We start from the raw sequence: 25,832 nt of genomic DNA, 5'->3' as shown, positions 1-25,832 counted from the left end.
CCGCACCGGAGCCCGGCGCGTCCCGGCTTCGGCCGCCGCGGGCCGCCGGGGCGCCGGGCCAGGCGCCTCACGCCTCCTGGGCGTGGGCCTCCACCAGCTCGAGCGGCGTCGCCGGCCCCTCCACCACCTCCTTGCGCTTCCAGAGGAGGTAGACCGCCGGGTAGACGAGGAGCTCCATGAGGAAGGAGGTGACGAGCCCGCCCACCATCGGCGCGGCGATGCGCTTCATGAGGTCCGCGCCGGTGCCGGTGGACCACATGATGGGGAGCAGGCCGATCATGGCGGCGAAGACGGTCATCGCCTTGGGGCGGACGCGCTTCACCGCGCCGTGGACGATGGCCTCCACGAGATCGCCGGTGGTCCGGAGCTGGCCGCGCTGCTTCGCCTCGTCGTGCGAGAGGTCGAGGAAGAGGAGCATGAACACGCCGGTCTCGGCGTCGAGCCCCATGAGCGCGATCATGCCCACCCAGACCGCGATGGAGACGTTGTAGCCGAGGGCCCAGAGGAGCCAGACCGCCCCCACCGCCGAGAAGGGCACCGCCAGCATCACCAGCAGCGCCTTGAAGCTCGACTTCGTGTTCATGTACAGCAGCGCGAAGATGAGCAGCAGGGTGATGGGCAGCACGAGCTTCATCCGCTCCTTCACGCGGAGCATGTTCTCGTACTGGCCGCTCCAGGTGAGGCCGTAGCCCGTGGGCGTCTTCACCGACGCGGCGACCGCATGCTTGGCGCGCGCGACGTAGCCGCCGACGTCGATGGCGGAGGTGTCGAAGTCCACGTAGACGTAGCCGGCGAGGAGCCCGTTCTCGTCGCGGATCATCGACGGCCCGGAGGCGAGCTTCACCTCGGCGATCTCCTCCATCGGGATCTGGCCCTGGCCGTTCGGCAGCGGCAGCAGGACGCGCCGCAGGGCGGAGAGATCCTCGCGGTAGTCGCGGGCGTAGCGCACGTTGATCCCGTACCGCTCGCGCCCCTCGATGGTGGTGCTCTGGTTGTCGCCGCCGACCGCGGTCATGACCATGTCGTTGGCGTCGTCCACCGAGAGGCCGTAGCGGGCGAGCCGGTCGCGCTTGAGCACGAAGTCGAGGAAGTAGCCGCCCGCGACGCGCTCGGCGTAGACGCTGCGCGTGCCCGGCACCTTCTGGATGGCCGCCTCGACGTCGAGCGCGACCTTCTCGATCTCCTCCAGCCTGGCGCCGGAGATCTTGATGCCGACCGGCGTGCGGATGCCGGTGGAGAGCATGTCGAGGCGACCCTTGATCGGCATGGTCCAGGCGTTGGAGATGCCAGGGAGGTCGAGCGCCGCGTTCATCTCGTTCTTGAGCTCGTCCTCGGTGATCCGGTCGCGCCAGAACGGGCGCAGCCCTCGCTTGAGCCACTCCGGCGCCCACGACGAGTACCAGCGCGGCTTCTCGCGCCACTCCCGCTCCGGCTTGAGCACGATGGTGGTCTCCATCATCGTGAACGGCGCCGGGTCGGTGGAGGTGGAGGCGCGGCCGGCCTTCCCGAAGACCCGCTCGATCTCGGGGAAGGTGCGCAGGATCTTGTCCTGGAGCTGCAGCGCCTTCTGCGCCTCCGCCACGCTCATGCCCGGCTCGACCGCCGAGGGCATGTAGAGGAGGGTGCCCTCGTCGAGCGGCGGCATGAACTCCGAGCCGAGCTTCAGGAACACCGGGACCGCGCTCGCGACGAGCAGCAGGGCGGCGGCGATGGTCGCCCTGGGGTGGCGCAGCACGAACCGGCAGGGCCCCTCGTAGACGCGGTGGAGCGCGCGGCTGATGGGGTGCCGCTCCTCGGAGTAGTACTTCCCGACGAGCAGCTGCGTGGCGCTCCAGGCGAGGAACCGCGGCTTGAAGGTGAAGGGCTCGATGCGCGCGAAGAGCATGCGCATGGCCGGGTCGAGGGTGATGGCGAGCAGCGCCGCGATCGCCATCGCCAGGTTCTTGGAGAAGGCGAGCGGGCGGAAGAGCCGGCCCTCCTGGTCCACCAGCGTGAAGACCGGCATGAAGGCCACGGCGATGACGAGCAGGGAGAAGAACACCCCCGGCCCGACCTCCATGAGCGCCTCGAGGCGGACCTTGTGGAAGTCGCCCTTCTTCCCGCCCTGGATCCAGTGGAAGATCTTGTTGTAGGCGTTCTCCACCTCGACGATGGCGCCGTCCACCAGCACGCCGATGGAGATGGCGATGCCGGCGAGCGACATCAGGTTGGCGTTGAGCCCCATGGCGTACATGGGGATGAACGCCAGCGCCACGCTCACCGGGATGGTGATGATCGGCACGAGCGCCGAGGGGACGTGCCAGAGGAAGAGCAGGATGATGAGGGAGACCACCACGATCTCCTCGATGAGCTTCCCCTTCACCGTCTCGATGGCGTGGCCGATGAGCTCCGACCGGTCGTAGGTGGTGATCACCTCGACGCCCTGCGGCAGCGACGGCTTCAGCTCCTCCAGCTTGGCCTTCACCCGGTCGATGAGGTTGAGGGCGTTCTCGCCCTGGCGCATCACCACGATGCCGCCCACCACGTCGCCCTTGCCGTCGAGGTCGGCGATGCCGCGCCGGATCTCCGGGCCGAGCTGGACGCTCGCCACGTCCTTCACGGTGATGGGCGTCCCGCGGTCGGTCTTGAGGACGATCTGCTCGATGTCCTGGATCGACTTCACGTACCCGCGCCCGCGGACCATGTACTCGCGGCCGGAGTACTCGACGAGCCGGCCGCCCACGTCGTTGTTGCCCTTGCGGATGGCGTCGATGACGGCGGAGAGGGGCAGCTTGTAGGCGGCGAGCTGGGTCGGGTTCACCGAGACCTGGTACTGCTTCACCTGCCCGCCGACGGTGGCGACCTCCGACACGCCGGGGACGCTCTGGATGGCGTAGCGCAGGAACCAGTCCTGGTAGCTGCGCAGCTCGTCGGAGGAGTGCTTCCCGGAGTGGTCCACGAGCGCGTACTGGAAGGTCCAGCCCACGCTGGTGGCGTCCGGGCCGAGCTCCGTCGAGACCCCCTTCGGCAGCTGCGGCAGGATCTTCGAGAGGTACTCGAGCACGCGGGTGCGGGCCCAGTACATGTCGGTGCCGTCCTCGAAGATGACGTAGACGTAGCTGTAGCCGAAGTCGGAGAAGCCGCGCACCGCCTTCACCTTGGGCGCGCCGAGGAGCGCCGCGGTGATGGGGTAGGTGACCTGGTCCTCCACGATGTCCGGGCTGCGGTCCCACTTCGAGTAGACGATCACCTGCGTGTCCGACAGGTCGGGCAGGGCGTCGAGCGGGATGTGGCGCATCGTCCAGAAGGAGATGGCGAGCAGCGCGGCCACCGCGCCGATGACGAGGTACCGGTTCTCGGCGGAGAACTTGATGATGGCCTTGATCATGGGGCTACTTGCCTCCCATGGCGGCGAGCGACGCGCGCAGGCGTGACTCCGAGTCGACGAGGAAGTTGGCGCGGATCACCACCTTCTCGCCCTCGGAGAGCCCCTTCGCCACCTCCACCTGATCGCCGCTCGCGGCCCCGAGCTCCACCGGCCTGGGCTGGAACTTGCCGTCGCCGAGCGCCACGAAGACCACCTTCTGCGCGCCCGAGTCGATCACGGCGTCGGAGGGGACGCGGAGCCCCTCGCGCGGCGCCGACTCGAGGGTCACCTCGCCGAACATCTCGGGGCGCAGCTCGCCCTTGGGGTTCGCGAAGGCGAGCCTCACCTTGGCGGTGCGCGTCTTCGGGTCGAGCACCGGGTCGATGAAGGCCACCTTGCCCTTGAACTGCCGGTCGGGGAAGGCGGTGAGCCTGAAGGAGGCCGGCATCCCGACGTGCAGCCGGGCGAGGTCGCCCTCGTAGGCGTCGGCGAGCACCCAGACCTCCGAGAGGTCGGTGATCTCGTAGGGCATGTCGCCGGCGTTGACGCGCATCCCGTGCACCACGCTCTTCGCCGTGACCACGCCCGCCATCGGCGAGACGAGGAGCAGGTCCTTCTGCGGCTTGCCGGTCCGCTCCAGCTCCCGGATCTCGGAGTCGGGCACGTCCCAGAGCCGGAGCCGGGCGCGGGCCGCGGCCACGAGCTCGTCGCCGCCGGCGGGGCTGGCGCCGCCCTCGGCCAGCGCGGCGCGGGTGCCGCGGGCGAGCAGGTACTCGCTCTGCGCGCTCATGAGCTCGGGGCTGTAGATGGAGAAGAGGGGATCGCCGCGCTTCACCGGCTTGCCGATGAAGTCCACGTAGATCCGCTCCACGTAGCCGTTCACCTTCACGTTCACGTGGTGGACGTGGGTCTCGTCGATCGCGACCCGCCCCACCGTGCGCCAGCTCGAGCCCACCTGGCCGCGGGTGACCTCGGCCGTGGCGAGCCCGATGAGCTGCTGCCGCGACGGATCGATGGTGACGGTGGCGAGGCCGTCGGCCTTGGGGCCGCCCTCGCCCGCGAGCTCGTCCTCGTAGACGGGGAGGTAGTCCATCCCCATCTCGTCCTTCCGCGGCGTGGGCGAGGTCTGCTTCGGGTCCATGGGCGAGCGGTAGAGCTTCACCTTCCGCCCGGCGGCGCCGCCGGCCGGCGCCGGGGCGCCGCCGTCCATGGCCACGAGCTGCATGCCGCAGATCGGGCACTCGCCCGGGTGGTCCTGCACGATGGTCGGGTGCATCGGGCACTGGTACTTGACCTTCTTCGCCTCTGCGGCCGGAGCGGGGGCGCCGGTGCCCTCCCTGGCGTCGTGGCGGTGACCGCCGCGGCCGAGCAGCGTCGCGCCGCCGGCGCCGAGGGCGAGCCCGGCGGCGAGGGTGAGGGCGAGGGCCGCCTTGCCGGAGCCGCGCTTCGAGGAGGGGGAGGGGGTGCCGTCGTTCATGTTCGTCTCGTCTCCGTGGATCACATGCCACCCGAGGTCGCGGCGCCGCCGCTCTCTTCCGCCGGCGCCGGGGCGCCCTGGCTCACGCTCGCGCCGCCGCCCATCGCCTTCTGCCCGCCCATGCCGCCGCCCGCGCCCGGCACCGGCCCGGTCGCCATGCCGCCCCCCGCGCCGCCCGGCGCCTCCAGCGAGAGCTCACGCTGGGCGATCCCGAGCCGCTGCAGCTGCGCCACGGCGTCGAGGAAGCCGCCCTGGGTGGCGAGCCAGGTGTTGAGCCCGTCGAGGACCGAAGCGAACGGGATCCGCCCGGTCTGGTACTGGCCGAGGGTGCTCGTCGCCATCGCCTCCGATTGCACCAGCAGCTCCTGCCGGTAGAGCTTCACCGTCTCGCGCGCGCTCGCCAGCAGGGCGAGCCGCTCCTCGGTCCGCAGCCGGACGAGGTCGCGGACCGCCATCTCGCCGTGCGCCGAGCCGCGCGCCCGGGCGGCGCTCTCGGCGACCGCCCGGTTCTGCTTCTGCCCCGACCAGACCGGCAGCGTCACGCCGAGGGAGAGCTGCCACATCGGGTCGAGCTCGCCGCGCGCCATCACCCCGGCGCTCACGGTGAAGTCGGGGAGCTTCTCGCGCCGGGCGAGCGCCACCCGCTTCTCGGCCTGGGCCTGCGCGAGCTGGGCCTGGGCGAGCTCCGGGGTGCGCGCCTCGGCGTCGGCGAGCGCCTCGGCGACCGGGGGCAGCGCCGGATCGGCGAGATCGCGGATCCGGCGGACGGTCGGGATGGGCTCGGCGAGCGGCCGGTGCCGGAGCCGGTTCAGCTCCTGGACCCGGGTCCGCTCCTGCGCCTCGAGCGCGAGCCGCTGCTGCCGCAGCCGCATCCGCTCGAGCTGGGCCCGGAGCAGGTCGGACTGGGCGCCCTCGCCCACCGCGTAGCGGGCCCGCGCCGCCTTCTCCGACTGGAGCCAGAGGGCCTCCGTCCGGGCGAGGAGCGCGAGCTGATCGCGGGCGAGGAGCAGGTCGAGGTAGGCGCGCCGCACCTCCGCCTCCACCGAGAGCCGCATCCGCGCGACGGCCGCCTCGGCCTGGTCGGCGCCGAGCCGGGCCACCTCGCCGCGCAGCCCGCGCTTGCCCGGGAAGAAGAAGGGCTGCGTGAGCATGAAGGACAGGTAGCTCGTCTCCATCTTGCCGATCTGGATCTCCTTGAAGCCGTCGTTCTGGATGCCGACCTGGAACATCGGGTCCGGCATCGCGCCGGCCTGCGGCACGCGCTCCCGCTCGGCCTCCACGGCGGTGGACGACTGGGCGAGCTCCGGGCGGTGCGTCAGCGCGTCCTGGACGAGGCCCTCGAGGATCGGGTCGGGCGCGTCGGGCGGGGCGCCGCGCGCCGGCTCCTGGGCGGATGCGGCGGAGGCGGAGAGGAGGGCCAGCAGGGCGAGCGAGCACTTCATGGCGGCGAGCCTGTGCAGTTCCCGGGCCAAAGGCAAGGCCCGAGAACGCGCCGAGTTTCGCCCATTCCGGCGAGCGCGGCCGCGCCGCCCGGGCGGCGGGGCGCCGGCCCCCGCCACAGGGTAACCGCGGCGGTTACGTGAGCCGTCTTCCGCGTGCGTCCCGGCCGCCCGGCGCTAGATCCACCCGCCGGCCGCGGCGGCCGACAGCGAAGGAGGGGAACGTCATGGAGCAGAGGAAGCTCGGCGCGCAGGGGCTCACGGTGTCGGCCATCGGGCTCGGCTGCATGGGGATGAGCGAGTTCTACGCGGGGGCCGACGAGGCCGAGTCGATCGCCACCCTCCAGCGGGCCATCGAGCTCGGGGTGACCTTCCTCGACACCGCCGACATGTACGGTCCGTTCAAGAACGAGGAGCTGGTCGGCCGGGCCCTCCGCGGCCGGCGCGACCGCGTGCAGCTCGCGACCAAGTTCGGCAACGAGCGGGGGGCCGACGGCAGCTTCGTGGGCATCAACGGCCGCCCCGAGTACGTGCGCCAGGCCTGCGACGCCTCCCTGCGCCGGCTCGGCGTCGACCACGTGGACCTCTACTACCAGCACCGGGTGGACACCACCGTCCCCATCGAGGAGACGGTGGGGGCGATGGCGGAGCTGGTGCGGGCGGGGAAGGTCCGGTACCTCGGGCTCTCCGAGGCGGCCCCGCGCACCATCCGGCGGGCGCACGCGGTCCACCCCATCACCGCGCTGCAGACCGAGTACTCGCTCTGGAGCCGCGACCCGGACGACGAGCTCCTCCCCACCGTCCGCGAGCTCGGCATCGGCTTCGTGGCCTACAGCCCGCTCGGCCGCGGGTTCCTGACCGGCCGCTTCCAGAAGCCGGAGGACATCCCGGAGGGCGACTACCGCCGCAACAGCCCCCGCTTCCAGGGCGAGAACTTCGCGAGGAACCTCGACCTCGTGGCCCGGATCCGCGAGCTCGCCGAGGGGCGCGGCGTGAAGCCTGCGCAGCTCGCCCTGGCCTGGGTGCTCGCGCGCGGCGACGACGTGGTCCCGATCCCGGGGACCACCACCCGCAAGCACCTCGAGGAGAACGTCGCCGCCGCCGCCCTCCGGCTCACGCCGGACGAGCTCCGGCGCATCGACGAGGTGGCGCCCCGGGGCGCCGCGGCGGGCCCGCGCTACCCGGAGCAGATGATGTCGCGCGTCAACGTGTGACGCGCGGCGCGGTCACGGCGCCGCCCCCGGCGCGAGCGCGGGCGGGGCGCCGGCGGCGGTCCCGGACGCCCGGAGGCGGCCCGAGAGGATGGGCACGGCCAGCTTCACGAGCGCCGTGAAGACCAGGAAGCCCACGCCGAAGATCCCCGTCGCCACCAGCCACTCGGTGAGGGTGGGCCGGTACTCGTAGATCTCACCGAGCGTGTCCGGCGTCATCCCGGGGATCACGAGCCCCATCCCCTTCTCGATGTAGACCCCGGCGAAGATGAGGGCGCAGCCGAGGTTGAGGGTCACCGGGTGGTGGCGGGTGCGCGGCACGAGGAACAGCAGGAACGCGGCCAGGCTGCAGGCGAGCCCGGTCCAGGCGAAGGGGACGAGGGCGCGGTGCCGCCCGATCCCGCTCCAGAAGTACTGGGTGTAGAGGAGGTGCTCGGTGCCGGAGTAGTACTCCTTGAAGACCTCCGCGCCGAGCAGGAACAGGTTCACGAACATGGCGTAGGCCATGAGCTCGGCCACCTTGGAGATGGCCTCGTCCTTGATCTCGAGGCCGGTCGTCCGCCGCAGCACCTGGAACAGCACCAGCAGCACCGCCGGCCCGGAGCAGAAGGCCGAGGCGAGGAAGCGCGGCGCCAGGATCGAGGCGTTCCAGTAGGGCCGCGCCGCCATCCCGCTGTACAGGAAGGCGGTGACGGTGTGGGTCGAGACCGCCATCGGGATGGAGAAGAGCACGAGCGGCACCACCACCCGGCGGTCGTAGGGGCGGCCGCGCCAGGCGCGGTAGAGGATGTGCGCCGCCACCGCCACGTTCACCGCGAGGTAGAGGTTCAGCACCAGCGCGTCCCAGGTGAGCAGCGACGCCGGCCAGTGCGGCGTCCCCAGCAGCGGGGCGAGGTGCAGGAAGCGCTCCGGCCGGCCCATGTCCACGAGGATGAAGAGCAGGCACATCACGATGGCGGAGATGGCGAGCAGCTCGCCCAGGATCACCACCTCCTTGAGCGGCTTCCAGTCGTAGACGTAGGCCGGGATGACGAGCAGCACCGCGGCCGCCGCCACGCCCACGAGGAAGGTGAAGTTGCCCACGTAGAAGGCCCAGGAGACCTGGTCGCGCATGTGGGTGGCGATGAGGCCGAGCCGCGCCTGGTGGGCGTAGGCGAGCGCCCCGGTCCCGATCATGGCGAGGAGCAGCGCCACCCAGGCGCGGTAGGCGCGGTTGCCGCGCGCGAGGACCCGGACGCAGCCGCCGGCGAAGTCGAGCAGTCGTCCCAAGCGCCCCTCCCGCTCACGTCGCGTAGAAGTAGTAGAACTGCGGCTGGGTCCCGAGGTCCTCCTTGAGCACGAAGACCCGCTTCCGCTCCATCACCTGGCGGATCTCGCTCTCCGGGTCGAGGAGGTTCCCGAACTTGCGGGCGCCCACCGGGCAGGCCTCGACGCAGGCCGGGTAGCGGCCGTGGCGCACCCGCTGGATGCAGAAGGTGCACTTCTCCACCACGCCCTTGGGGCGCGGGCGGTTCCCGAGGTAGTGGGTGGAGGGGTTGAGCTCGTCGGCCGGCAGGTCCGGCTCGGCCCAGTTGAAGTGGCGGGCGCCGTACGGGCAGGCCGACATGCAGCAGCGGCAGCCGATGCACCAGTCGTAGTCCACCACCACGATGCCGTCGGGCTCCTTCCAGGTGGCGCCCACCGGGCAGACCTTCACGCACGGCGGCTTGCGGCACTGCTGGCACTGCACCGGCATGTAGAAGTGGCCGGGGCGGGGCACCGCGTCCGCCTCGTAGTAGGCGTCGGCGTGCGCCAGGTCCACGCCGCGGGCCTTGTCGAGCTCGAGCACCTTGATCCACTGGATCTGGGGGCGCCGCCGGGACGGGTTGTTCTCCTTCACGCAGGCGGTGACGCAGCGGCGGCAGCCGATGCAGCGCGAGAGGTCGAGGCCGTAGCCGAAGTCCACGCCCGGGAGCGGCCCCGCCCCGTCCACCGTGACCGGCCGCCCGAACCGCGCCGACTGCCGGCGCGCGGCCCGCGCCAGCACCCGCGCCACGTCGTCCCGGGAGAGCTCGCGGAAGCTCCGCCCGATGAGCTCCTCGACGCGGCAGCCGGAGGCCGCGGCGGCGGCCACCACCGCGAGCCCGCGCCCGAGGAACTGGCGGCGCGAGAGCCCGCCTCCGCCCGGCCCGCCCGCGCTCACGGCCCCATCTCCTCGGGCCGCTGCGGCCGGGGATCGGGGCGGAGCGGCTTGAAGCGCGGCGAGTGCGGGTCGTGGCAGTTGACGCAGAGGTAGTAGGTCTTGGCGCCGTTCCACTGCCCGGTGCGCTTGCCGTGGACGCCCACCCGCCAGTCGCGGAACTTGTCCCCGTGGCACTGGCCGCAGAGCCGGTAGGAGGCGGTGAAGGGCACGCGCTCGCCCGAGGAGAGGTGGAGCACGTCCCGGTCGGCGTTGTCGTGGCAGTCGAGGCACCAGCGGTGCTCGGCGTCGTGGTCGAAGCGGTCCTGGACGTCGTCGTGGAAGCCGAGCCGGCGCCGCGTGGGATCGCCCGGGCCCTGGTGGCACTGGGTGCAGGGGAAGATGCCGGGCGTGAAGGGCGGGGGCTCCGCCTGGTAGAGCGGCGCCGGGCCGCCGTCCGCGCCGCGCGCCGCGCCGGGCTCGAGGAGGAGCGCGCCGCCGAGGGCGACTCCGAGGAGGATCCGCGGCCAGGCCCAGGCCAAGCTCCACCTCCCTGCTCGAGCGCGACGAGCATCCCACCTCGCACGCGCCGGCGCGAGCCCCCCGGGCGGGTGGCCGGCTACTGCGCGGTGTACCCGCCGTCGATCACCACCGGCTGCCCGGTGATCCCGCCGGAGCCGTCCGCGGCCAGGAACAGGGCGTAGCGCGCGACCTCCTCCACGTCGAGCAGCCGGCGCTGCGGCACGAGCGGGTAGATGACCTCCTCGAGCACCTTCTCGAGCGGGACGCCCCGGGTGCGCGCCAGGTCCGCGAGCTGGTTGCGCACGAGCGGCGTGTCCACGTACCCCGGGCAGAGGGCGTTGGCGGTGATCCCGTGCGGCGCCCCCTCGAGCGCGGTCACCCGGGTCAGCCCGACGAGCCCGTGCTTGGCGCTGTTGTAGGCGGCCTTGCCGGCGAAGCCGATGAGCCCGTTCACCGAGGCCATGTTGAGGACGCGCCCGTGCCGCTGCCGCTTCATCTGCGGGAAGGCGCGCTTGGTGGCGAGGAAGGGCCCCACCACCATGACGCGGAGGAGGAGCTCGAACTTGTCGGCCGGGAACTCCTCGAGCGGGGAGACGAACTGCAGCCCGGCGTTGTTCACGAGGACGTCGAGCCGCCCGAAGGTGGCGACGGCCTGGTCCACCGCGGCGTTCACCTCGTCCTCGCGGGTCACGTCGCAGCGCAGCCCGAGCGCGCCGCCGCCCAGCCCCGCCGCGGCCGCCTCGGCCGCCGTGCCCTGTAGATCGGCGATCGCCACCCGGGCCCCCTCCCGGGCGAAGGCCCGGGCGATCGAGAGCCCGATGCCGCTCGCCCCGCCGGTCACGAACGCCGTCCGACCGTCGAGCTGTCCCGCCATGCGCCGCCTCCTTCAGAACGATCGCTTCACGAGCGCCCGCACCTCGCCGACGATGCCGCGCCGGAACGAGAGGACGCAGAGGACGAAGACCGCGCCGGTGATCACCGTGACCCACGACCCCAGGCTCGCAAGGTAGTTCTCGAGCGCCCCGACGAGGAGCGCCCCCACCGACGGCCCGGTCACGGTCCCCATGCCCCCGAGCAGCGTCATGAGCACCACCGCGCCGGAGGTGTGCCAGTAGAGGTCGGGGAGGGCGGCGAACTGGTTCACGAGGGCGCGCAGCGCGCCGGCGAGGCCGGAGAGGGCGGCCGAGAGCACGAAGGCGGTGAGCTTGTACCGGTCCACCTCGTAGCCGAGGGAGAGCGCCCGGGGCTCGTTCTCGCGGATGGCGCGGAGCACGTGGCCGAACGGCGAGGCGATGGTGCGCTGGATGAGCCAGAACGCCAGCAGGAACACCGCCCAGACGAAGTAGTACATGGCGAGCGGGCGGTCGAGGTCGAGGACCCCGAGCAGCTTGCCGCGCGGGATGCCCTGGAAGCCGTCCTCGCCGCCGGTCCAGGGGAGCTGCACCGCCAGGAAGTAGACGAGCTGCGCGAAGCCGAGCGTGATCATCGCGAAGTAGATGCCGGAGCGCCGGATGGCGAGCGCCCCGAAGACCAGCCCCAGCGCCGCCGCCACCGCCACGCCGGCGAGCAGCCCCGCCTCGGTGGGCAGCCCCCACTCCCGGGTGACGTAGCCGGCGGCGTAGGCGGCCGCGCCGAGGAAGGCGGCGTGGCCGAACGAGAGCAGCCCGGCGTAGCCGAGGAGCAGGTTGAACGCGCTCGCGAAGAGGGCGAGGCAGAGCACGTTCATGGCGAAGACCGGGTAGACCACGAAGGGCGCGGCGAGGCCGACGGCCACGAGGAGCCCGTAGCCGAGCCAGACCCTGGCGCGGCCGCTCACCGCTGCCTCCCGAAGAGCCCGGCCGGGCGGAGGAGGAGCACCAGCGCCATCGCCACGAAGACCACCGTGCCGGAGACCTCTGGCCAGAGGAACTTGGCGAGGCCCTCCAGCAGCCCCAGGCCGAGGCCGGTCACGATGGCGCCGAGGATCGAGCCCATGCCGCCGATGACCACCACCGCGAAGACCACGATGATGACCTGCGAGCCCATGAGCGGGGTGACCTGGTAGACCGGCGCGGCCATCACCCCGGCGAAGGCGGCGAGCGCGGCGCCGAAGCCGTAGGTCACCGTGAACATGAGCGGCACGTTCACCCCGAAGGCCTGGAGCAGGGCCGGGTTCTCGGTGCCGGCGCGCAGGTAGGCGCCGAGCCGGGTCTTCTCGATGACGAGCCAGCTCCCCAGGCAGACCGCGAGCGAGGCCACCACCACCCAGGCGCGGTAGACGGGCAGCACCATGAAGCCGAGGTTCCGCGCCCCGGCGAGCTGCGGCGGCACCGGGTAGGCGTTGCCGGAGATGCCGAAGGCCTGGCGGAAGAGCCCCTCCACCACCAGGGCGAGGCCGAAGGTGAGGAGCAGGCCGTAGAGGTTGTCGAGGCCGCGCAGGCGGCGGAGCAGGAGCCGCTCCACCGCCATCCCGAGGAGCCCCACCGCCGCCGGCGCGGCGAGGAGCGCGACCCAGTACCCGACCCCGAGCCAGGTGAGCCCCATCCACGCGAGGTAGGCGCCCAGCATGTACTGCGCGCCGTGGGCGAAGTTCACCACGTCGAGCAGCCCGAAGATGATCGCCAGCCCGAGCGACAGGAGCGCGTAGAAGGAGCCGTTGATGAGGCCGACGAGGAGCTGGCCGAAGAGGGCCTGGGTCACGGCGGGCTACTTCTTGGCGAGCGGGCACTTCGAGGCGGAGAGCGGCGGGAAGGCCTTGTCCGCGGGGATGGTCTCGAGGATCTGGTAGTAGTCCCAGGGCTTCTTCGAGTCCTTGGGCGCCTTCACGCGGGCCAGGTACATGTCGTGCCGGTGGAGCCCGTCCGGCCCGATGCGGCCGTTCCTCGCGAAGAAGTCGTTCACCGGCGCGTCCTTCATCTTCCTCATCACCGCGTCGGCGTCGTCGGTGCCGGCCGCCTGGATCGCCTTCAGGTAATGGGTCACCTCGGAGTAGACGCCGGCGTGGACCATGGTCGGCATCCTCTTGGTGCGCTGGAAGAAGCGCTGCGCCCACTTGCGGCTCTCGTCGTCGCGGTCCCAGTAGAAGGCGGTGGTGAGGTAGAGCCCCTGCGCCGCCTCGAGCCCGAGGCTGTGGATGTCGGAGAGGAACACCAGCAGCCCGGCCAGGCTCTGCTTGGGCGTGAGGCCGAACTCGTGGGCCTGCTTGATCGAGTTGACGGTGTCGGCGCCGGCGTTCGCGAGCCCCACGATCTGCGCCCCCGACGACTGCGCCTGCAGGAGGTAGGAGGAGAAGTCGGCGGTGGGGAAGGGGGCGCGCACCGCGCCGAGCACCTTGCCCCCGGCCGCCTTCACCACGCTCGCGGTGTCCTCCTCGAGGGTGCGGCCGAAGACGTAGTCGGCGGTGATGAAGAACCAGCTCTTGCCGCCCTCGGCCACCACCGCGCTGCCGGTCCCGTGGGCGAGGGCGTAGGTGTCGTAGGTGTAGTGGACGTTGTAGGGCGTGCACTTGTCGCCGGTGATGGGGTCGGAGCCCGGCCCGGAGAGGAGGGTGATGCGCTTCTTGGAGGCGGCGACCGGCATGACCGCGAGGGCGGTGGAGGAGGAGACGAGATCGGCCACCGCGTCCACCTGCTCCTGGTCGAACCAGCGCCGGGCCACGTTGGAGGCCACGTCGGCCTTGTTCTGGTGGTCGGCGGAGACGATCACGATCGGCTTGCCGGCCACCTTGCCGCCGAAGTCCTCGGCGGCCATCTGGGCGGCGGCGACCGAGCCCGGGCCGGCGAGATCGGAGTAGGCGCCGGTCATGTCGGTGAGGACGCCGATCTTCACCACGCCGTCGGAGATCCCGGCGGCGGCGGCGGCGAGGGGGAGGAGGGCCAGCGAGAGGGCTGCGGCGAGCGTTCGGACCATGCGGTTCTCCTTGGGGGGCGGCGTCAGACGCCGAGGAAGCCTTGCAGCTCGGGCTCGCGCGCGGCGAGCTCGGCGGCCGGGACCTGGCCGACCACGCGGCCGCGCTCGAGCAGGTAGTGGCGGTCGGCGAGGGGGGCGGCGAAGCGGAAGTTCTGCTCCACCAGCACCACCGTGAAGCCGCGGGCCTTGAGGCTCGCCACCGCCTTGCCGAGCACCTGGACGATGACCGGCGCGAGCCCCTCGGTGATCTCGTCGAGGAGCAGGAGGCGGGCGCCGGTGCGCAGGATCCGGGCGAGCGCCAGCATCTGCTGCTCGCCGCCCGAGAGCCGCCCGCCGGGGCTCCGGCGCCGCTCCAGCAGGTTCGGGAACATCTCGTAGATCTCGGCGACGGTCATGCCGCCGCTCCCCACCGCCGGGGGGAGCAGCAGGTTCTCCTCGGCGCTGAGCGACCCGAAGATGCCGCGCTCCTCCGGGCACCAGCCGACGCCCAGGTGGGCGATCCGGTGCGGCGGCAGCCCCACCGTCTCGCGCCCGCGCACCACCACCGAGCCGGTCCGCCGCCCGGTGAGGCCCAGGATCGCCTTGAGCGTGGTGGTGCGGCCGGAGCCGTTCCGGCCGAGGAGCGTCACGAGCTCCCCCTCGCCGACCACCAGGTCCACGCCATGCAGGATGTGCGACTCCCCGTAGAAGGCGTGCAGCCCGGTGACCCGGAGCATCTCCCGCGGCGCGGCCCCGCTCACGCCGGCGCTCCGATGTAGGCCTCGAGCACGCGGGGGTCCCGCGACACCTCGGCGTAGCTGCCCTCGGCCAGCACCGCGCCCCGCTGCAGCACCGTGATGACGTCGCAGAGTCCGGCCACCACCGGGAGGTTGTGCTCGACCATGAGCACGGTGCGCCGCTGCGCCGCCCGGCGGATGAGCTCCGCCACCCGCCCCACGTCCTCGTGCCCCATCCCCTGCGTCGGCTCGTCGAGGAGCAGCAGCGCCGGCTCGAGGGCCAGCGTGGTGGCGAGCTCGAGGGCCCGCTTCTGCCCGTACGGGAGCTCCACCGCGGGCACCGCCGCCTTCTGCTCCAGCCCCACCTCGGCGAGGAGCGCCCGCGCCCGGTCGTCGAGCTCCGCGAGCGCCCGCTCCGAGCGCCAGAACCGGAAGGTGCCGCCGCGGGCCCGCTGCAGCGCCACCCGCACGTTCTCGAGCGCGGAGAGGCTCGGGAAGACGGCCGAGATCTGGAAGGAGCGGACCAGGCCCTGGCGCGCCACCTGCGCCGGCCGCTCGCGGGTGATGTCGCGCCCCTCGAAGTGGATGGTCCCGGAGGTCGGGCTCACGAACCGCGTGAGGAGGTTGAACACGGTGGTCTTGCCGGCGCCGTTCGGGCCGATGAGGGCGTGGATCGCCCCGCGCCGGACGGTGAGCGAGACGCCCTTCACCGCCAGGAAGCCGCCGAAGTCCTTCGTCAGCTCGCGGGTCTCGAGGATGGCGTCGCCGGGCACCACCGACAGTTAATCGGCTCGCTCGCCCGGTCGCGCCCCAAGGTGAGGCCACCCCCCTGCGGGCCCAGGCTTGACCGGCAGGCGAGCGGGCGGCTAAGGTCGTCGTCGATGTCAGCGCGCAGCGGTCACGGTCGACTTCTTAGCCAGGCGGGAGAGCTCGCCCTGGCCTGACCGCCGCGCGACCTCTTCCGCCGAACCCGGCCGGAAGAGGACCCGCGACCTGCTCGACGGAACGCCTCCCCGGCCCCCCACGGAGCCCGAAGGAGCCGTTCATGTCGAGGATGCCCGTCCGCAAGTACCGTCCGTTTCCCCCCGTCCACCTGCCCGACCGGCGCTGGCCGTCCGAGGTGCTCGCCCGCGCGCCGCGCTGGTGCTCGGTGGACCTTCGCGACGGGAACCAGGCGCTCGTCGATCCGATGGGGCCGGACCGGAAGCGGGCCCTCTTCGAGACGCTGGTCGCAGCCGGCTTCCAGGAGATCGAGGTGGGCTTCCCGGCGGCGTCGCGGCCGGAGCTCGACTTCGTCCGGGAGCTGATCGAGGAGCGGCGCATCCCGGAGCACGTCACCATCCAGGTGCTCACGCAGGCCCGCGAGCCGCTCGTCCGGCGCACCTTCGAGGCGATCCGGGGCGCGCGACGGGCGGTGGTCCACCTGTACAACTCCACCTCCGAGCTCCAGCGCCGGGTGGTCTTCGGCAAGGACCGCGCCGGGGTGCTGGCCATCGCGGTGGAGGCCACCCGGCTGGCGCGCGAGCTCGCCGCCGGGATGCCCGAGACCGAGGTGACGCTCGAGTACACGCCGGAGAGCTTCACCGGCACCGAGCTCGACTTCGCCGTCGAGATCTGTGCCGCGGTGATGGACGCCTGGGGCGCGACGCCGGAGCGGAAGGTGATCCTGAACCTCCCCGCCACCGTGGAGATGTCCACCCCGAACGTCCACGCCGACCAGGTGGAGTGGTTCCTGCGCCACTGCCCCGGGCGCGAGCGGTACGCGCTCTCGATCCACCCCCACAACGACCGGGGCACCGCCGTGGCGGCGGCGGAGCTGGCGCTGCTCGCCGGGGCCGACCGGGTCGAGGGGACGCTCTTCGGGAACGGGGAGCGCACCGGCAACGTGGACCTCGTCACCCTGGCGATGAACCTCTTCAGCCAGGGGATCGATCCCGGGCTCGACCTGCGCGACCTCGACGCGCTGGTGGCGGCCGCCGAGCGCGCCACCCGGATCCCGGTCCACCCCCGCCACCCCTACGCCGGGCGGCTCGTCTACACGGCCTTCTCCGGCTCGCACCAGGACGCGATCAAGAAGGGCTTCGCGGCGCTGCGGCGGGCGGGCGGCGCGCGCTGGGAGGTGCCGTACCTGCCCATCGACCCGGCCGACGTGGGGCGGAGCTACGAGGCGGTGATCCGGGTGAACAGCCAGTCCGGGAAGGGCGGCGTGGGCTGGGTGCTCGAGGAGCACGGCGGGCTGCGGCTCGGGCGCGAGGAGCTGCAGGCCTTCGCCGCGGTGGTGCAGCGCCGGACCGAGGAGCGCGGCAGCGCCCTCGCGCCGGAGGAGATCCTGGCGCTCTACCAGGGGACGCGGCCCGGCGCGGCCTCCGACGAGGGGCGGGCGCCCGGCGCGCCCCCGACCCGGGCCGCCTAGGGGCCGCGCGAGATCCAGGCGGAGCCGCCGGCGTCGAACGCCGAAAGCCAGCTCCAGAGGTCCTGGCCGCCGGCGGTGAAGCTGGCCGGGTCGCCGACCATGGTGTGGGTCGCCCCGGGCACGAGGAAGTGCCGCGCGCCCGGGAGCTCGTCGAAGACGTCCGCGGTGTAGCGGAGCAGCGCCGCCTGGAAGTCGGCCGGCGTCTTCCGCAGGTAGGCCGAGATGACGGCGTCCTGCTCCGACGAGAGCAGCGCCAGCCGGTCGAGCGGGTACTTCTGGGCGAGGACGTTCACCATCGCCGAGGGGTCGGCGCGGCAGGCGGGGCAGAGCGGGTCGGTGAGGGCGTCGAGCCCCCAGGCGGCGCGCCAGGCGTCGCGGAGGGCCGGGTCGAGATCCTGGGCCTCCACCGGCGGGCCGGAGTCGTCGAGGAGGTTCACCTCGGCGCCCGGCCAGGCCGCGTGGACCGCGTCGAGGTTGAACCAGGTCCCGAAGCCGCCGGCCGAGGCCCCGGCGAGCGTCACCTTGGCCGGGGCGGGGAGCTCCCGCCCCAGCGCGGCGAGGTCGGCGAGGACGTTGGCGTGCCCGGCGTGGTGGAAGGTGGTGGTGGCGCCCGCGAGGGTGTAGGCCGCCACCCGGTCCCCGGCGTGGACGTCGCCCGTGCAGTAGGGCACGAACACCAGCGTGGCCTGCCGGAAGGGGCTCTCCGGCTGGCTCCGGTCGAGGATCGACCGGGCCGCCTGTCCCACCTGCGCCTCGAACTGCGCCCGGCCGTACGGACCGAGCGAGGCGGTCTTGAGCACGAGGCAGGTGAGCGCGTCCCAGCAGGCGCCGCCCCCGTTCAGGAACAGGAGGACGTCCGGGCCGTCGCCGGGGTTCACGGCCATCCCGGTCGGCGAGCCGTCGTGGCAGGCGGTGCCGGGCACGTCCACCCAGGTCCACACGTTCCGGGGCAGCGCGGTGGCGTGCTCCGCCGGGGGCGAGGAGGAGCCGCCGCAGGCCGCGGCGAGGAGGGCCAGGGCGGCCGAGAGGGCGCGCGGGTGGAGCCGAGGCATCCGGGCGACGTAACCGGCCGGCCCGCGCGGCGCACCGCCCCGCCGGTCCGCGCGTGGCCGAGCCGGGCCGCGGGTCCGCTACGCCGGCCGGGGCTCCGCCGGCCGCGGCTCGGCGAGCGCGTCGGCCCGCCGGCGGCGCCGGGTGAAGCGATCGAGCGCCACGTAGATGACCGGCGTGGTGAACAGGGTGAGGAGCTGCGAGAAGAGGAGCCCGCCCACGATGGTGATGCCGAGCGGCCGCCGCAGCTCCGCCCCCACGCCGGTCCCGAGCGCCAGCGGCAGCCCGCCGAGGAGCGCCGCCAGGGTGGTCATCATGATGGGCCGGAAGCGGAGCAGGCAGGCCTTGTGGATCGCCTCGCGCGTCGAGAGCCCCTCGTCGCGCTCCGCCTCGATGGCGAAGTCGATCATCATGATGGCGTTCTTCTTCACGATGCCCATGAGCAGGATGATGCCGATGAGCCCGATGATGCTGAACTCGGTGCGGACCGCCATGAGCGCGAGCAGCGCGCCCACGCCGGCCGAGGGCAGGGTGGAGATGATCGTGAGCGGGTGGACGAGGCTCTCGTAGAGCACGCCGAGCACGATGTAGATGGCGATCAGGGCGGCCAGGATGAGCCACGGCTCGCTCGCGAGCGACTGCACGAAGGCCTGCGCGGTGCCCTGGAACGAGGCGTTCACGCTCGCCGGCAGGCCGATCTGCGACTCCGCCTTCCGGACCGCCTCGAGCGCCTGCGAGAGCGAGACGTCGGGGGCGAGGTTGAAGGAGAGGGTCACCGCCGGGAACTGCCCCTGGTGGTTCACGGAGAGCGAGGTGGGCGCCTCGCGCCAGCGCGCGATCGCCGAGAGCGGCACCTGCGCGCCGGTGGTGGAGCGGACCCAGACGCGCGCCAGGTCGGCCGGCGCCTGCTGGAACCGAGGCTTCACCTCGAGGATGACGCGGTACTGGTTCCGCTGGGTGAAGCGGGTCGCGACCTGCCGCTGCCCGAAGCCGTCGTACAGGGCGTCGTCCACCTGCTGCGGCGCGATCCCGAGCCGGGCGGCGGTGTCGCGGTCGATCTCGATGACGATCTGGCGCGCCTGGGTCTGCTGGTCGGTGGCGACGTCCCGGAGCTGCGGCAGGGTCTTGAGCTTCTCGAGGACGCGCGGCGCCCACTCGTTCAGCTCGTCGAGGTTCGCGTCCTGCAGCGTGTACTGGTACTGGGTGCGCGAGCCGCGGCCGCCGACCCGCACGTCCTGGACCGACTGGAGGAAGAGGGTGATGCCGGGCACCCGCGCCAGCTTCGGCCGGAGCTCGTTGATGACCTCGTCGGCCGTCTGCTTGCGCCGATCGAGCGGCTTGAGCGCGATGAAGATGTTGCCGGTGTTCACGCCGCCGCCGCCGCCGATGAACGAGGTGGTGTGGTCCACCGCCGGGTGCGCCTTCACCACCTCGTTCACCGCCTCCTGCCGCGCCTTCATGGCCGGGAAGGAGATGTCCTGGGGCGCCTCGGTCACGCCCATGAGCTGCCCCGTGTCCTGCTGCGGGAAGAGCCCCTTCGGCACCACCACGTAGAGGAAGACGGTGAGCGCCACGGCCCCGGCGGTGGCGAGGAGCATGAGCGGCTCGTGGTCGAGGACCCAGCCGAGGCCGCGGTCGTAGCCGCGCAGCAGCGCCGAGAAGAAGGACTCCGAGGCCTGCCAGAGGCGGCCGTGGGCCCGCCCCGACTCCGGCCGCAGCAGGCGGGACGCCATCATCGGGGTGAGGGTGAGCGAGACCAGCGCCGAGAAGCCGATGGCCATGCTGAGCGTCACCGCGAACTCGCGGAAGAGCCGCCCGACGATGCCGCCCATGAGCAGGATGGGGATGAAGACCGCCAGGAGCGAGAGGGTGATCGAGACGATGGTGAACCCGATCTGGCGGGCCCCCTCGAGCGCCGCCTCCATGGGCGGGCGCCCCTGCTCCACGAAGCGTGCCACGTTCTCGGTGACCACGATGGCGTCGTCCACCACGAACCCGGTGGAGATGGTGAGCGCCATGAGCGAGAGGTTGTCGAGGCTGTAGCCGCAGAGGTACATGCCGGCGAAGGTGCCGACCAGCGAGAGGGGCACGGCGACGCTGGGGATGAGCGTGGCCCAGCCGCTCCGGAGGAACGCGAAGACCACCAGCACCACCAGCACCACCGAGAGCGCGAGCGAGAACTCCACGTCCTTGAGGGAGGCGCGGATGGTCTGGCTCCGGTCCATCGCCACGCTCACGTGGATGGCCGGCGAGATCGAGCGGGTGAGCTGCGGCAGGAGCCGCTTCACGCTCTCGATGACCTCGACGATGTTGGCGCCGGGCTGCCGCCGGACGATCATCACCACCGAGCGGCGCGAGTCGATCCAGCCGGCGACCCGCTCGTTCTCGACCGAGTCCACCACGTCCGCCACGTCGCCGAGCCGGAGCGCGGCGCCGTTCTGGTACCCGAGCACCAGCGGGCGGAAGGTCGCGGCGTCGCCGAGCTGGTCGTTCGCGGCGATGGGCTGATCCTGCGTCGGGCCGGAGAGGGAGCCCTTCGGCTGGTCGATGGTGCCGGTGGCGAGCGCCTGGCGCACGTCCTCGAGCCCCAGGCCGGCGCCGGCGAGCGCGCCGGGATCGACCTGCACCCGGACCGCGGGCTGCTGGCCGCCGCCCACGAACACCTGGCCGACGCCGGGGACCTGCGAGATCTTCTGCGCCAGCACGGTGTTGGCGGCGTCGTAGACCCGGCTCAGCGGCAGCGTCTCGGAGCTGACCGAGAGGATGAGGATGGGCGCGTCGGCCGGGTTCACCTTGCGGTAGTTGGGCCGGGTCGGCAGGCCCGCCGGGAGGTCGCCGGCGGCGGCGTTGATGGCCGCCTGCACGTCGCGGGCGGCCGCGTCCACGTCGCGGTCGAGGTCGAACTGCAGGGTGAGGCTGGTCTGGCCGAGGGACGAGACGCTGGTGATCTCGGTGAGCCCGGCGATGCGGCCGAAGCGGCGCTCCAGCGGGGTGGCCACCGCCGAGGCCATGGTCTCGGGGCTCGCGCCCGGCAGGCCGGCGGAGACGTTGATGGTGGGGAAGTCCACCCGCGGCAGCGGGGCGACCGGGAGCTGCGTGTAGGCGGCGGCGCCGACGAGGAGGAGCGCCGCCGCGAGCAGCGAGGTGCCGATGGGCCGGCGGATGAACGGCTCGGAGATGCTCATGGAGCGTCGCCGGCGGCGGGCGTGGGCGGGGCCTCCGGGGCCCGGCCGCGACGGAGGGCGCGCCCGAGCCGCTCCATGTACAGGTAGATGACCGGCGTGGTGTAGAGGGTGAGGAGCTGGGAGATGAGCAGCCCGCCGACGATGGTGATGCCGAGCGGCCGGCGCAGCTCCGAGCCGGTGCCGCTCCCGAGCGCGAGGGGCAGGCCGCCGAGGAGCGCCGCCATGGTGGTCATCATGATGGGCCGGAAGCGCAGCAGGCAGGCCTGGTAGATCGACTCGCGCGGCGAGAGGTGCTGGTCGCGCTCCGCCTCGAGGGCGAAGTCGATCATCATGATGGCGTTCTTCTTCACGATGCCGATGAGGAGGATGATCCCGATGAGGGCGATGATGCTGAACTCGGTCCGGCAGAGCAGCAGCGCCAGCAGGGCGCCGACGCCGGCCGAGGGCAGGGTGGAGAGGATCGTCACCGGGTGGATGTAGCTCTCGTAGAGCACGCCGAGGACGATGTAGACCGCCAGCACCGCCGCCAGGATGAGGAGCGGCTCGCTCGCGAGGGACTCCTTGAAGGCCTGCGCCGAGCCGACGAACTCGGCCCGGAGGGCCGGCGGGTAGCCGAGCTCCGCCTCGGCGGCGTGGACGGCGTTCACCGCGTCGCCGAGGGCGACGCCGGGGGCGAGGTTGAAGGAGATGGTGACCGAGGGGAACTGCCCCTGGTGGCTGATGGCGAGCGGCGCCGTGCCCACGTCGAAGTGCGCGAAGGTGGAGAGCGGGATGGCGTCCCCGGCGCTGGAGCGGACGTAGAGCTGGCGCAGCGCCGCCGGGCTCTCCTGGAACGGCTGCTTCACCTCCAGGATCACCCGGTACTGGTTGAGCTGGGTGAAGATGGTCGAGACCTGCCGCTGCCCGAAGGCGTCGTAGAGCGCGTCGTCCACGGCCTGCGGGGTGACGCCCAGCCGGGCGGCGCTGTCGCGATCGATGACCAGCCGCACCTGCTTGCCGCCCGACGCCTGGTCGCTGGCGACGTCGCGGAGCTCGGGGAGGGCCTGGAGCCGGGCGAGCACCTTGGGCGCGAGCGCCTCGAGCTCGCCGAAGTCCGGGTCCTCGAGGGTGTACTGGTACTGGGTGCGCGAGACCCGCGTCTCGATCTGGAGGTCCTGCACCGGCTGGAGGAAGAGCTGGACCCCCGAGACCTCGGCGGCCTTGGGCCGGAGCCGGGCGATGATCTCCTCGGCGCTGGCCGTGCGCTGGCCGCGCGGCTTGAGGGTGATGGAGAGCCGCCCGGTGTTGACGGTCGGGTTGGTCCCGTCGGCCCCGATGAAGGAGGCCACGGCGGCGACGTCCGGGTCCTGGCGAACCACGTCCGCGAGCGCCTGCTGCAGGTCCATCATGGACGCGAAGGAGGTGCCGGGGGCCGCCTCGGACACGCCCATGACGAGGCCGGTGTCCTGCTGCGGGAAGAAGCCCTTCGGCACCACCACCGCGAGCAGGGCGGTGAGCGCGAGGGTCCCGATGGTCGCGGCGAGGGTGAGCCGCTGGTGGTCGAGGACCCACCCCAGGGTGCGCTGGTAGAAGTCGAGGGTGCGCTGGAAGCCGCGCTCGAAGGCGCGCGCCAGCGCCCCCTGCTCCTCGTGCGGGCGCAGCAGGAAGGCGCACATCATGGCGGTGAGCGTGAGCGACAGGACCGCCGACACGCCGATGGCGATGCTGAGGGTCACCGCGAACTCGCGGAAGAGCCGCCCGATGATGCCGCCCATGAAGAGCAGCGGGATGAGCACCGCCACGAGCGAGATGGTGAGGGAGACGATGGTGAAGCCGATCTGCTTGGCCCCCTTGAGCGCCGCCTCGAACGGCGGCTCGCCCTCCTCGACGTAGCGCGCGATGTTCTCGATCATCACGATCGCGTCGTCCACGACGAAGCCGGTCGAGATGGTGAGCGCCATGAGCGACAGGTTGTTGAGGCTGTAGCCGCACAGGTACATCACCCCGAAGGTGCCGATGAGCGAGAGCGGCACCGCCACGCCGGGGATGAGGGTGGCGCGCCAGCTGCGCAGGAAGACGTAGATGACGGCCACCACGAGCAGCACGCTCAGCATCAGCGTGAACTGCACGTCCTCCACCGAGGCCCGCACCGTCTCGGTCCGGTCGGCGACCACCTTCACGTCGAGCCCGGAGGGGAGGGCGGAGGAGAGGCGCGGCAGGAGCGCCTTCACCCGCTCCGCCACCTCGATCACGTTGGCGCCCGGCTGCCGCTGGACGTTCAGGATCACCGCGCGCTTGCCGTCGTGCCACCCGGCGAGCTGGTCGTTCTCGACGCCGTTCACCGCGTCGGCGATCTCGTCGAGGCGGATGGGGGCGCCGTTGCGGTAGGCGATGACGAGCGGGCGGAAGCCCTCGGCCTTGTAGAGCTGGTCGTTGGTGGAGAGGGCGAAGTCCTGCCGCGGGCCGTCGAGGTTGCCCTTGGCCTGGTTCACGTTCGAGGCGACCAGGGCCGAGCGCACGTCCTCGAGCGTGAGCCCGGCGCCGGCGAGGGCGGCCGGGTCCACCTGCACGCGGACGGCGGGCTTCTGGCCGCCGTTGATGGTGACGAGCCCCACCCCCGAGACCTGCGAGATCTTCTGCGCCAGGATCGAGTCGGCGTAGTCGTCCACCTGATCGAGCGGGAGCGCGTCGGAGCTCACGCTCAGCGTCAGCACCGGGGTGTCGGCCGGGTTGCTCTTGGAGTAGGTGGGCGGGTTCGGGAGGTTGCGCGGGAGCAGGCTCGAGGCCGCGTTGATGGCCGCCTGTACGTCCTGCTCGGCGGCGTCGATGTTCCGCTCCAGGGTGAACTGGAGCGTGATGCTGGAGTTGCCGAAGCTCGAGACCGAGGTCATCTGCGCCAGCCCCGGCATCTGGCCGAACTGGCGCTCGAGCGGGGTGGTCACCGCCGAGGCCATGGTGTCGGCGCTCGCGCCCGGCAGGGCCGTGGAGACCACGATGGTCGGGTAGTCCACCTGCGGCAGCGCCGAGACCGGGAGCTGCCGGTAGCCGATGAGGCCGGCCAGGAGCAGGCCCACCGTGAGCAGCGCCGTCGCGACCGGGCGGCGGATGAACGGCTCGGAGACGCTCATCTCACGCCCGCGCCCCCGCGCGCCTCGGCGGCCCCGCCGGCCCCCGCCGCGCCGGCAGCGCCGGCAGCGCCGGCCGCCCCGCTGCCGCCATCGGCCCCGCTGGCCCCGTTGCCGCCGTTGGCTCCCCTGGCGCCGCCGGGCCGGCCCTGGCCCGCGCGCGCCTGACCCGCCCCGCCGCCCGCCCCGCCGGGCTCGCGGACGGCGACCTTGGCCCCGGGCCGCAGCTGGTTCTGGCCCTCCGTCACCACGCGCTCGCCCGGGGCGAGCCCCTTCGCGATGATCGCCTGGTCGCCCTGCACCGAGGAGACCTCGACGGCGCGCGGGGTCACGGTGTCGCCCTCGCCGACCACGTAGACGAAGGCGCCCGACGGCCCGCGCTGGACGGCCGGCGTGGGCGCGGTGAGGACCCGCTCGAGGGTGGTGAGGAGGAGCCTCGCCTTGACGAACTGGTTGGGCCAGAGCTGCCGCCCGGGGTTGGGCAGCACCGCCTTGAGCCGGAGCGTCCCGGTGGTCTGGTTGATCTGGTTGTCGATGAGCGCGAGCTCCCCCCGGCCGAGCAGCGTGGCCCCGTCCCGGCTCCAGGCCTCCACCGGCAGCGGGCCGCGCGCCAGCTCCCGCGAGACCCGGGAGAAGTCGTCCTGGGGGAGGGTGAAGATCACGGCGATGGGGTCGAGCTGGGTGACGAGGACCAGGCCGGTCTGGTCGGAGGCGTGCACCAGGTTCCCCGGATCCACCAGCCGCACGCCGGTGACGCCGTCGATGGGCGAGGTGATCCGGGCGTACTCGAGGTTGAGCCGGGCGCTGTCGATCGCGGCGCGGTCCATCACCACCGCGCCCTCGAGCTGCCGCGCCAGGGCGTCCTGGTCGGTGAACTGCTGCGGCGCGATGAGCTTCTGGTCGGCCAGGGTCCGGTAGCGATCGGCGTTGACGCGGGCGTTCTTGAGCTGGGCCTCGTCGCGGGCGAGCGCGCCCTCGGCCTGGGCGAGCTGGATGCGGAACGGGCGGGGGTCGATCTGCGCCAGCACCTGCCCGCGGCGCACCGGCTGCCCCTCCTGGAACAGCACCTGCTCGAGCCGCCCGTCCACCTGGGCGCGCACGCTCACCGTCTTGGTGGCGACCACCGAGCCGAGCCCCTCGAGCCAGACCGGCACGTCGTGCTGCGCGGCGGTCGCGACCGTCACCGGCACAGGGCGCGAGCGCGGATCGCCGCCCGGGGGCGCCGCCGACTTCCCGCCGCCGCTCCGCCCGCGGACGGCGAGCAGCACCGCCCCGAGCGCCACCACCGCCACCACCAGCCAGATCCCGCTCCGCTTTCGCATC

The 25,832-nt window shown here is 72.6% G+C and carries 18 protein-coding genes; 2 read left to right on the top strand and 16 right to left on the bottom strand.

The features are described 5' to 3' along the window. Nucleotides 1–67: 67 nt before the first annotated feature. From AMPC_RS05250 to AMPC_RS05240, 3 genes are read right to left on the bottom strand one after another with little or no spacing between them, the layout of a single operon-like run. Entirely contained in the window at nucleotides 68–3,367 is a 3,300-nt protein-coding gene (locus AMPC_RS05250; protein WP_248344913.1) for an efflux RND transporter permease subunit, read from the bottom strand. A 4-nt stretch (nucleotides 3,368–3,371) separates the two neighbouring features. After that, nucleotides 3,372–4,823: an efflux RND transporter periplasmic adaptor subunit gene (locus AMPC_RS05245; protein WP_248344911.1), complete on the bottom strand. Its 1,452-nt coding sequence runs from the start codon at nucleotides 4,821–4,823 to the stop codon at nucleotides 3,372–3,374. A gap of 20 nt (nucleotides 4,824–4,843) precedes the next feature. Then, complete coding sequence (locus AMPC_RS05240) at nucleotides 4,844–6,265, bottom strand: TolC family protein (RefSeq protein ID WP_248344909.1); 1,422 nt, start codon at nucleotides 6,263–6,265, stop codon at nucleotides 4,844–4,846. Nucleotides 6,266–6,489: 224 nt separating this feature from the next. On the opposite strand from AMPC_RS05240, the gene AMPC_RS05235 reads away from it, so the two are divergent. Beyond that, the gene (locus AMPC_RS05235; RefSeq protein WP_248344907.1) at nucleotides 6,490–7,476 is read left to right on the top strand and encodes an aldo/keto reductase; all 987 of its coding nucleotides are present in this window, start codon (nucleotides 6,490–6,492) and stop codon (nucleotides 7,474–7,476) included. Nucleotides 7,477–7,488: 12 nt separating this feature from the next. On the opposite strand, the gene dsrP is transcribed toward AMPC_RS05235, so the two are convergent. From dsrP to AMPC_RS05190, 9 genes are all read right to left on the bottom strand, one after another. After that, on the bottom strand, nucleotides 7,489–8,742 hold the full coding sequence (dsrP, locus tag AMPC_RS05230) for a sulfate reduction electron transfer complex DsrMKJOP subunit DsrP (RefSeq protein ID WP_248344905.1): 1,254 nt from the start codon (nucleotides 8,740–8,742) through the stop codon (nucleotides 7,489–7,491). A gap of 13 nt (nucleotides 8,743–8,755) precedes the next feature. Next, nucleotides 8,756–9,655, bottom strand: coding sequence for a 4Fe-4S dicluster domain-containing protein (locus tag AMPC_RS05225; protein ID WP_248344903.1), 900 nt, complete (start codon nucleotides 9,653–9,655; stop codon nucleotides 8,756–8,758). Then, nucleotides 9,652–10,173 (bottom strand): hypothetical protein, encoded by a 522-nt coding sequence (locus AMPC_RS05220; protein ID WP_248344901.1) that lies wholly within the window; start codon nucleotides 10,171–10,173, stop codon nucleotides 9,652–9,654. The genes AMPC_RS05225 and AMPC_RS05220 overlap by 4 nt, the downstream gene beginning before the upstream one ends. 77 nt (nucleotides 10,174–10,250) lie before the next feature. After that, nucleotides 10,251–11,027, bottom strand: a complete 777-nt coding sequence (locus AMPC_RS05215) for a 3-hydroxybutyrate dehydrogenase (protein ID WP_248344899.1) — start codon at nucleotides 11,025–11,027, stop codon at nucleotides 10,251–10,253. 12 nt (nucleotides 11,028–11,039) lie between these two features. Beyond that, nucleotides 11,040–11,969 carry a branched-chain amino acid ABC transporter permease gene (locus AMPC_RS05210; RefSeq protein WP_248344897.1) on the bottom strand — a complete coding sequence of 310 codons (930 nt, stop codon included), beginning with the start codon at nucleotides 11,967–11,969 and terminating at the stop codon, nucleotides 11,040–11,042. Continuing rightward, nucleotides 11,966–12,832 (bottom strand): branched-chain amino acid ABC transporter permease, encoded by an 867-nt coding sequence (locus AMPC_RS05205; protein ID WP_248344895.1) that lies wholly within the window; start codon nucleotides 12,830–12,832, stop codon nucleotides 11,966–11,968. The genes AMPC_RS05210 and AMPC_RS05205 overlap by 4 nt, the downstream gene beginning before the upstream one ends. A gap of 6 nt (nucleotides 12,833–12,838) precedes the next feature. Further along, nucleotides 12,839–14,041, bottom strand: a complete 1,203-nt coding sequence (locus tag AMPC_RS05200) for an ABC transporter substrate-binding protein (protein ID WP_248344893.1) — start codon at nucleotides 14,039–14,041, stop codon at nucleotides 12,839–12,841. A gap of 23 nt (nucleotides 14,042–14,064) precedes the next feature. After that, a complete protein-coding gene (locus tag AMPC_RS05195; RefSeq protein WP_248344890.1) occupies nucleotides 14,065–14,781 on the bottom strand; it encodes an ABC transporter ATP-binding protein in 717 nt (238 codons plus the stop codon). Further along, the gene (locus tag AMPC_RS05190) at nucleotides 14,778–15,530 is read right to left on the bottom strand and encodes an ABC transporter ATP-binding protein (protein ID WP_248344888.1); all 753 of its coding nucleotides are present in this window, start codon (nucleotides 15,528–15,530) and stop codon (nucleotides 14,778–14,780) included. Before AMPC_RS05190 ends, AMPC_RS05195 begins: the two co-directional genes overlap by 4 nt. A gap of 272 nt (nucleotides 15,531–15,802) precedes the next feature. Between AMPC_RS05190 and AMPC_RS05185 the strand changes: the two genes are divergently transcribed. Further along, nucleotides 15,803–17,170 carry a 2-isopropylmalate synthase gene (locus tag AMPC_RS05185; RefSeq protein ID WP_248344886.1) on the top strand — a complete coding sequence of 456 codons (1,368 nt, stop codon included), beginning with the start codon at nucleotides 15,803–15,805 and terminating at the stop codon, nucleotides 17,168–17,170. Here the strand turns inward: AMPC_RS05185 and AMPC_RS05180 are convergent. The 4 genes from AMPC_RS05180 to AMPC_RS05165 form a co-directional block, all read right to left on the bottom strand. Beyond that, a complete protein-coding gene (locus tag AMPC_RS05180; RefSeq protein WP_248344884.1) occupies nucleotides 17,167–18,222 on the bottom strand; it encodes a pectinacetylesterase family protein in 1,056 nt (351 codons plus the stop codon). The two genes, AMPC_RS05185 and AMPC_RS05180, sit on opposite strands and share 4 nt — an antisense overlap. Before the next feature lie 78 nt (nucleotides 18,223–18,300). Next, entirely contained in the window at nucleotides 18,301–21,405 is a 3,105-nt protein-coding gene (locus AMPC_RS05175; RefSeq protein ID WP_248344882.1) for a multidrug efflux RND transporter permease subunit, read from the bottom strand. Further along, nucleotides 21,402–24,512, bottom strand: coding sequence for a multidrug efflux RND transporter permease subunit (locus tag AMPC_RS05170; protein WP_248344879.1), 3,111 nt, complete (start codon nucleotides 24,510–24,512; stop codon nucleotides 21,402–21,404). The genes AMPC_RS05175 and AMPC_RS05170 overlap by 4 nt, the downstream gene beginning before the upstream one ends. Then, nucleotides 24,509–25,831: an efflux RND transporter periplasmic adaptor subunit gene (locus tag AMPC_RS05165; protein WP_248346410.1), complete on the bottom strand. Its 1,323-nt coding sequence runs from the start codon at nucleotides 25,829–25,831 to the stop codon at nucleotides 24,509–24,511. The genes AMPC_RS05170 and AMPC_RS05165 overlap by 4 nt, the downstream gene beginning before the upstream one ends. Between the last annotated feature and the right edge of the window lies 1 nt (nucleotide 25,832).

Origin of the sequence: Anaeromyxobacter paludicola, from assembly GCF_023169965.1 — a bacterium.
GTDB lineage: Bacteria > Myxococcota > Myxococcia > Myxococcales > Anaeromyxobacteraceae > Anaeromyxobacter_B > Anaeromyxobacter_B paludicola.
Note: the sequence above shows the minus strand (reverse complement) of the source record. Positions and strands in the feature narration are given on the sequence as shown.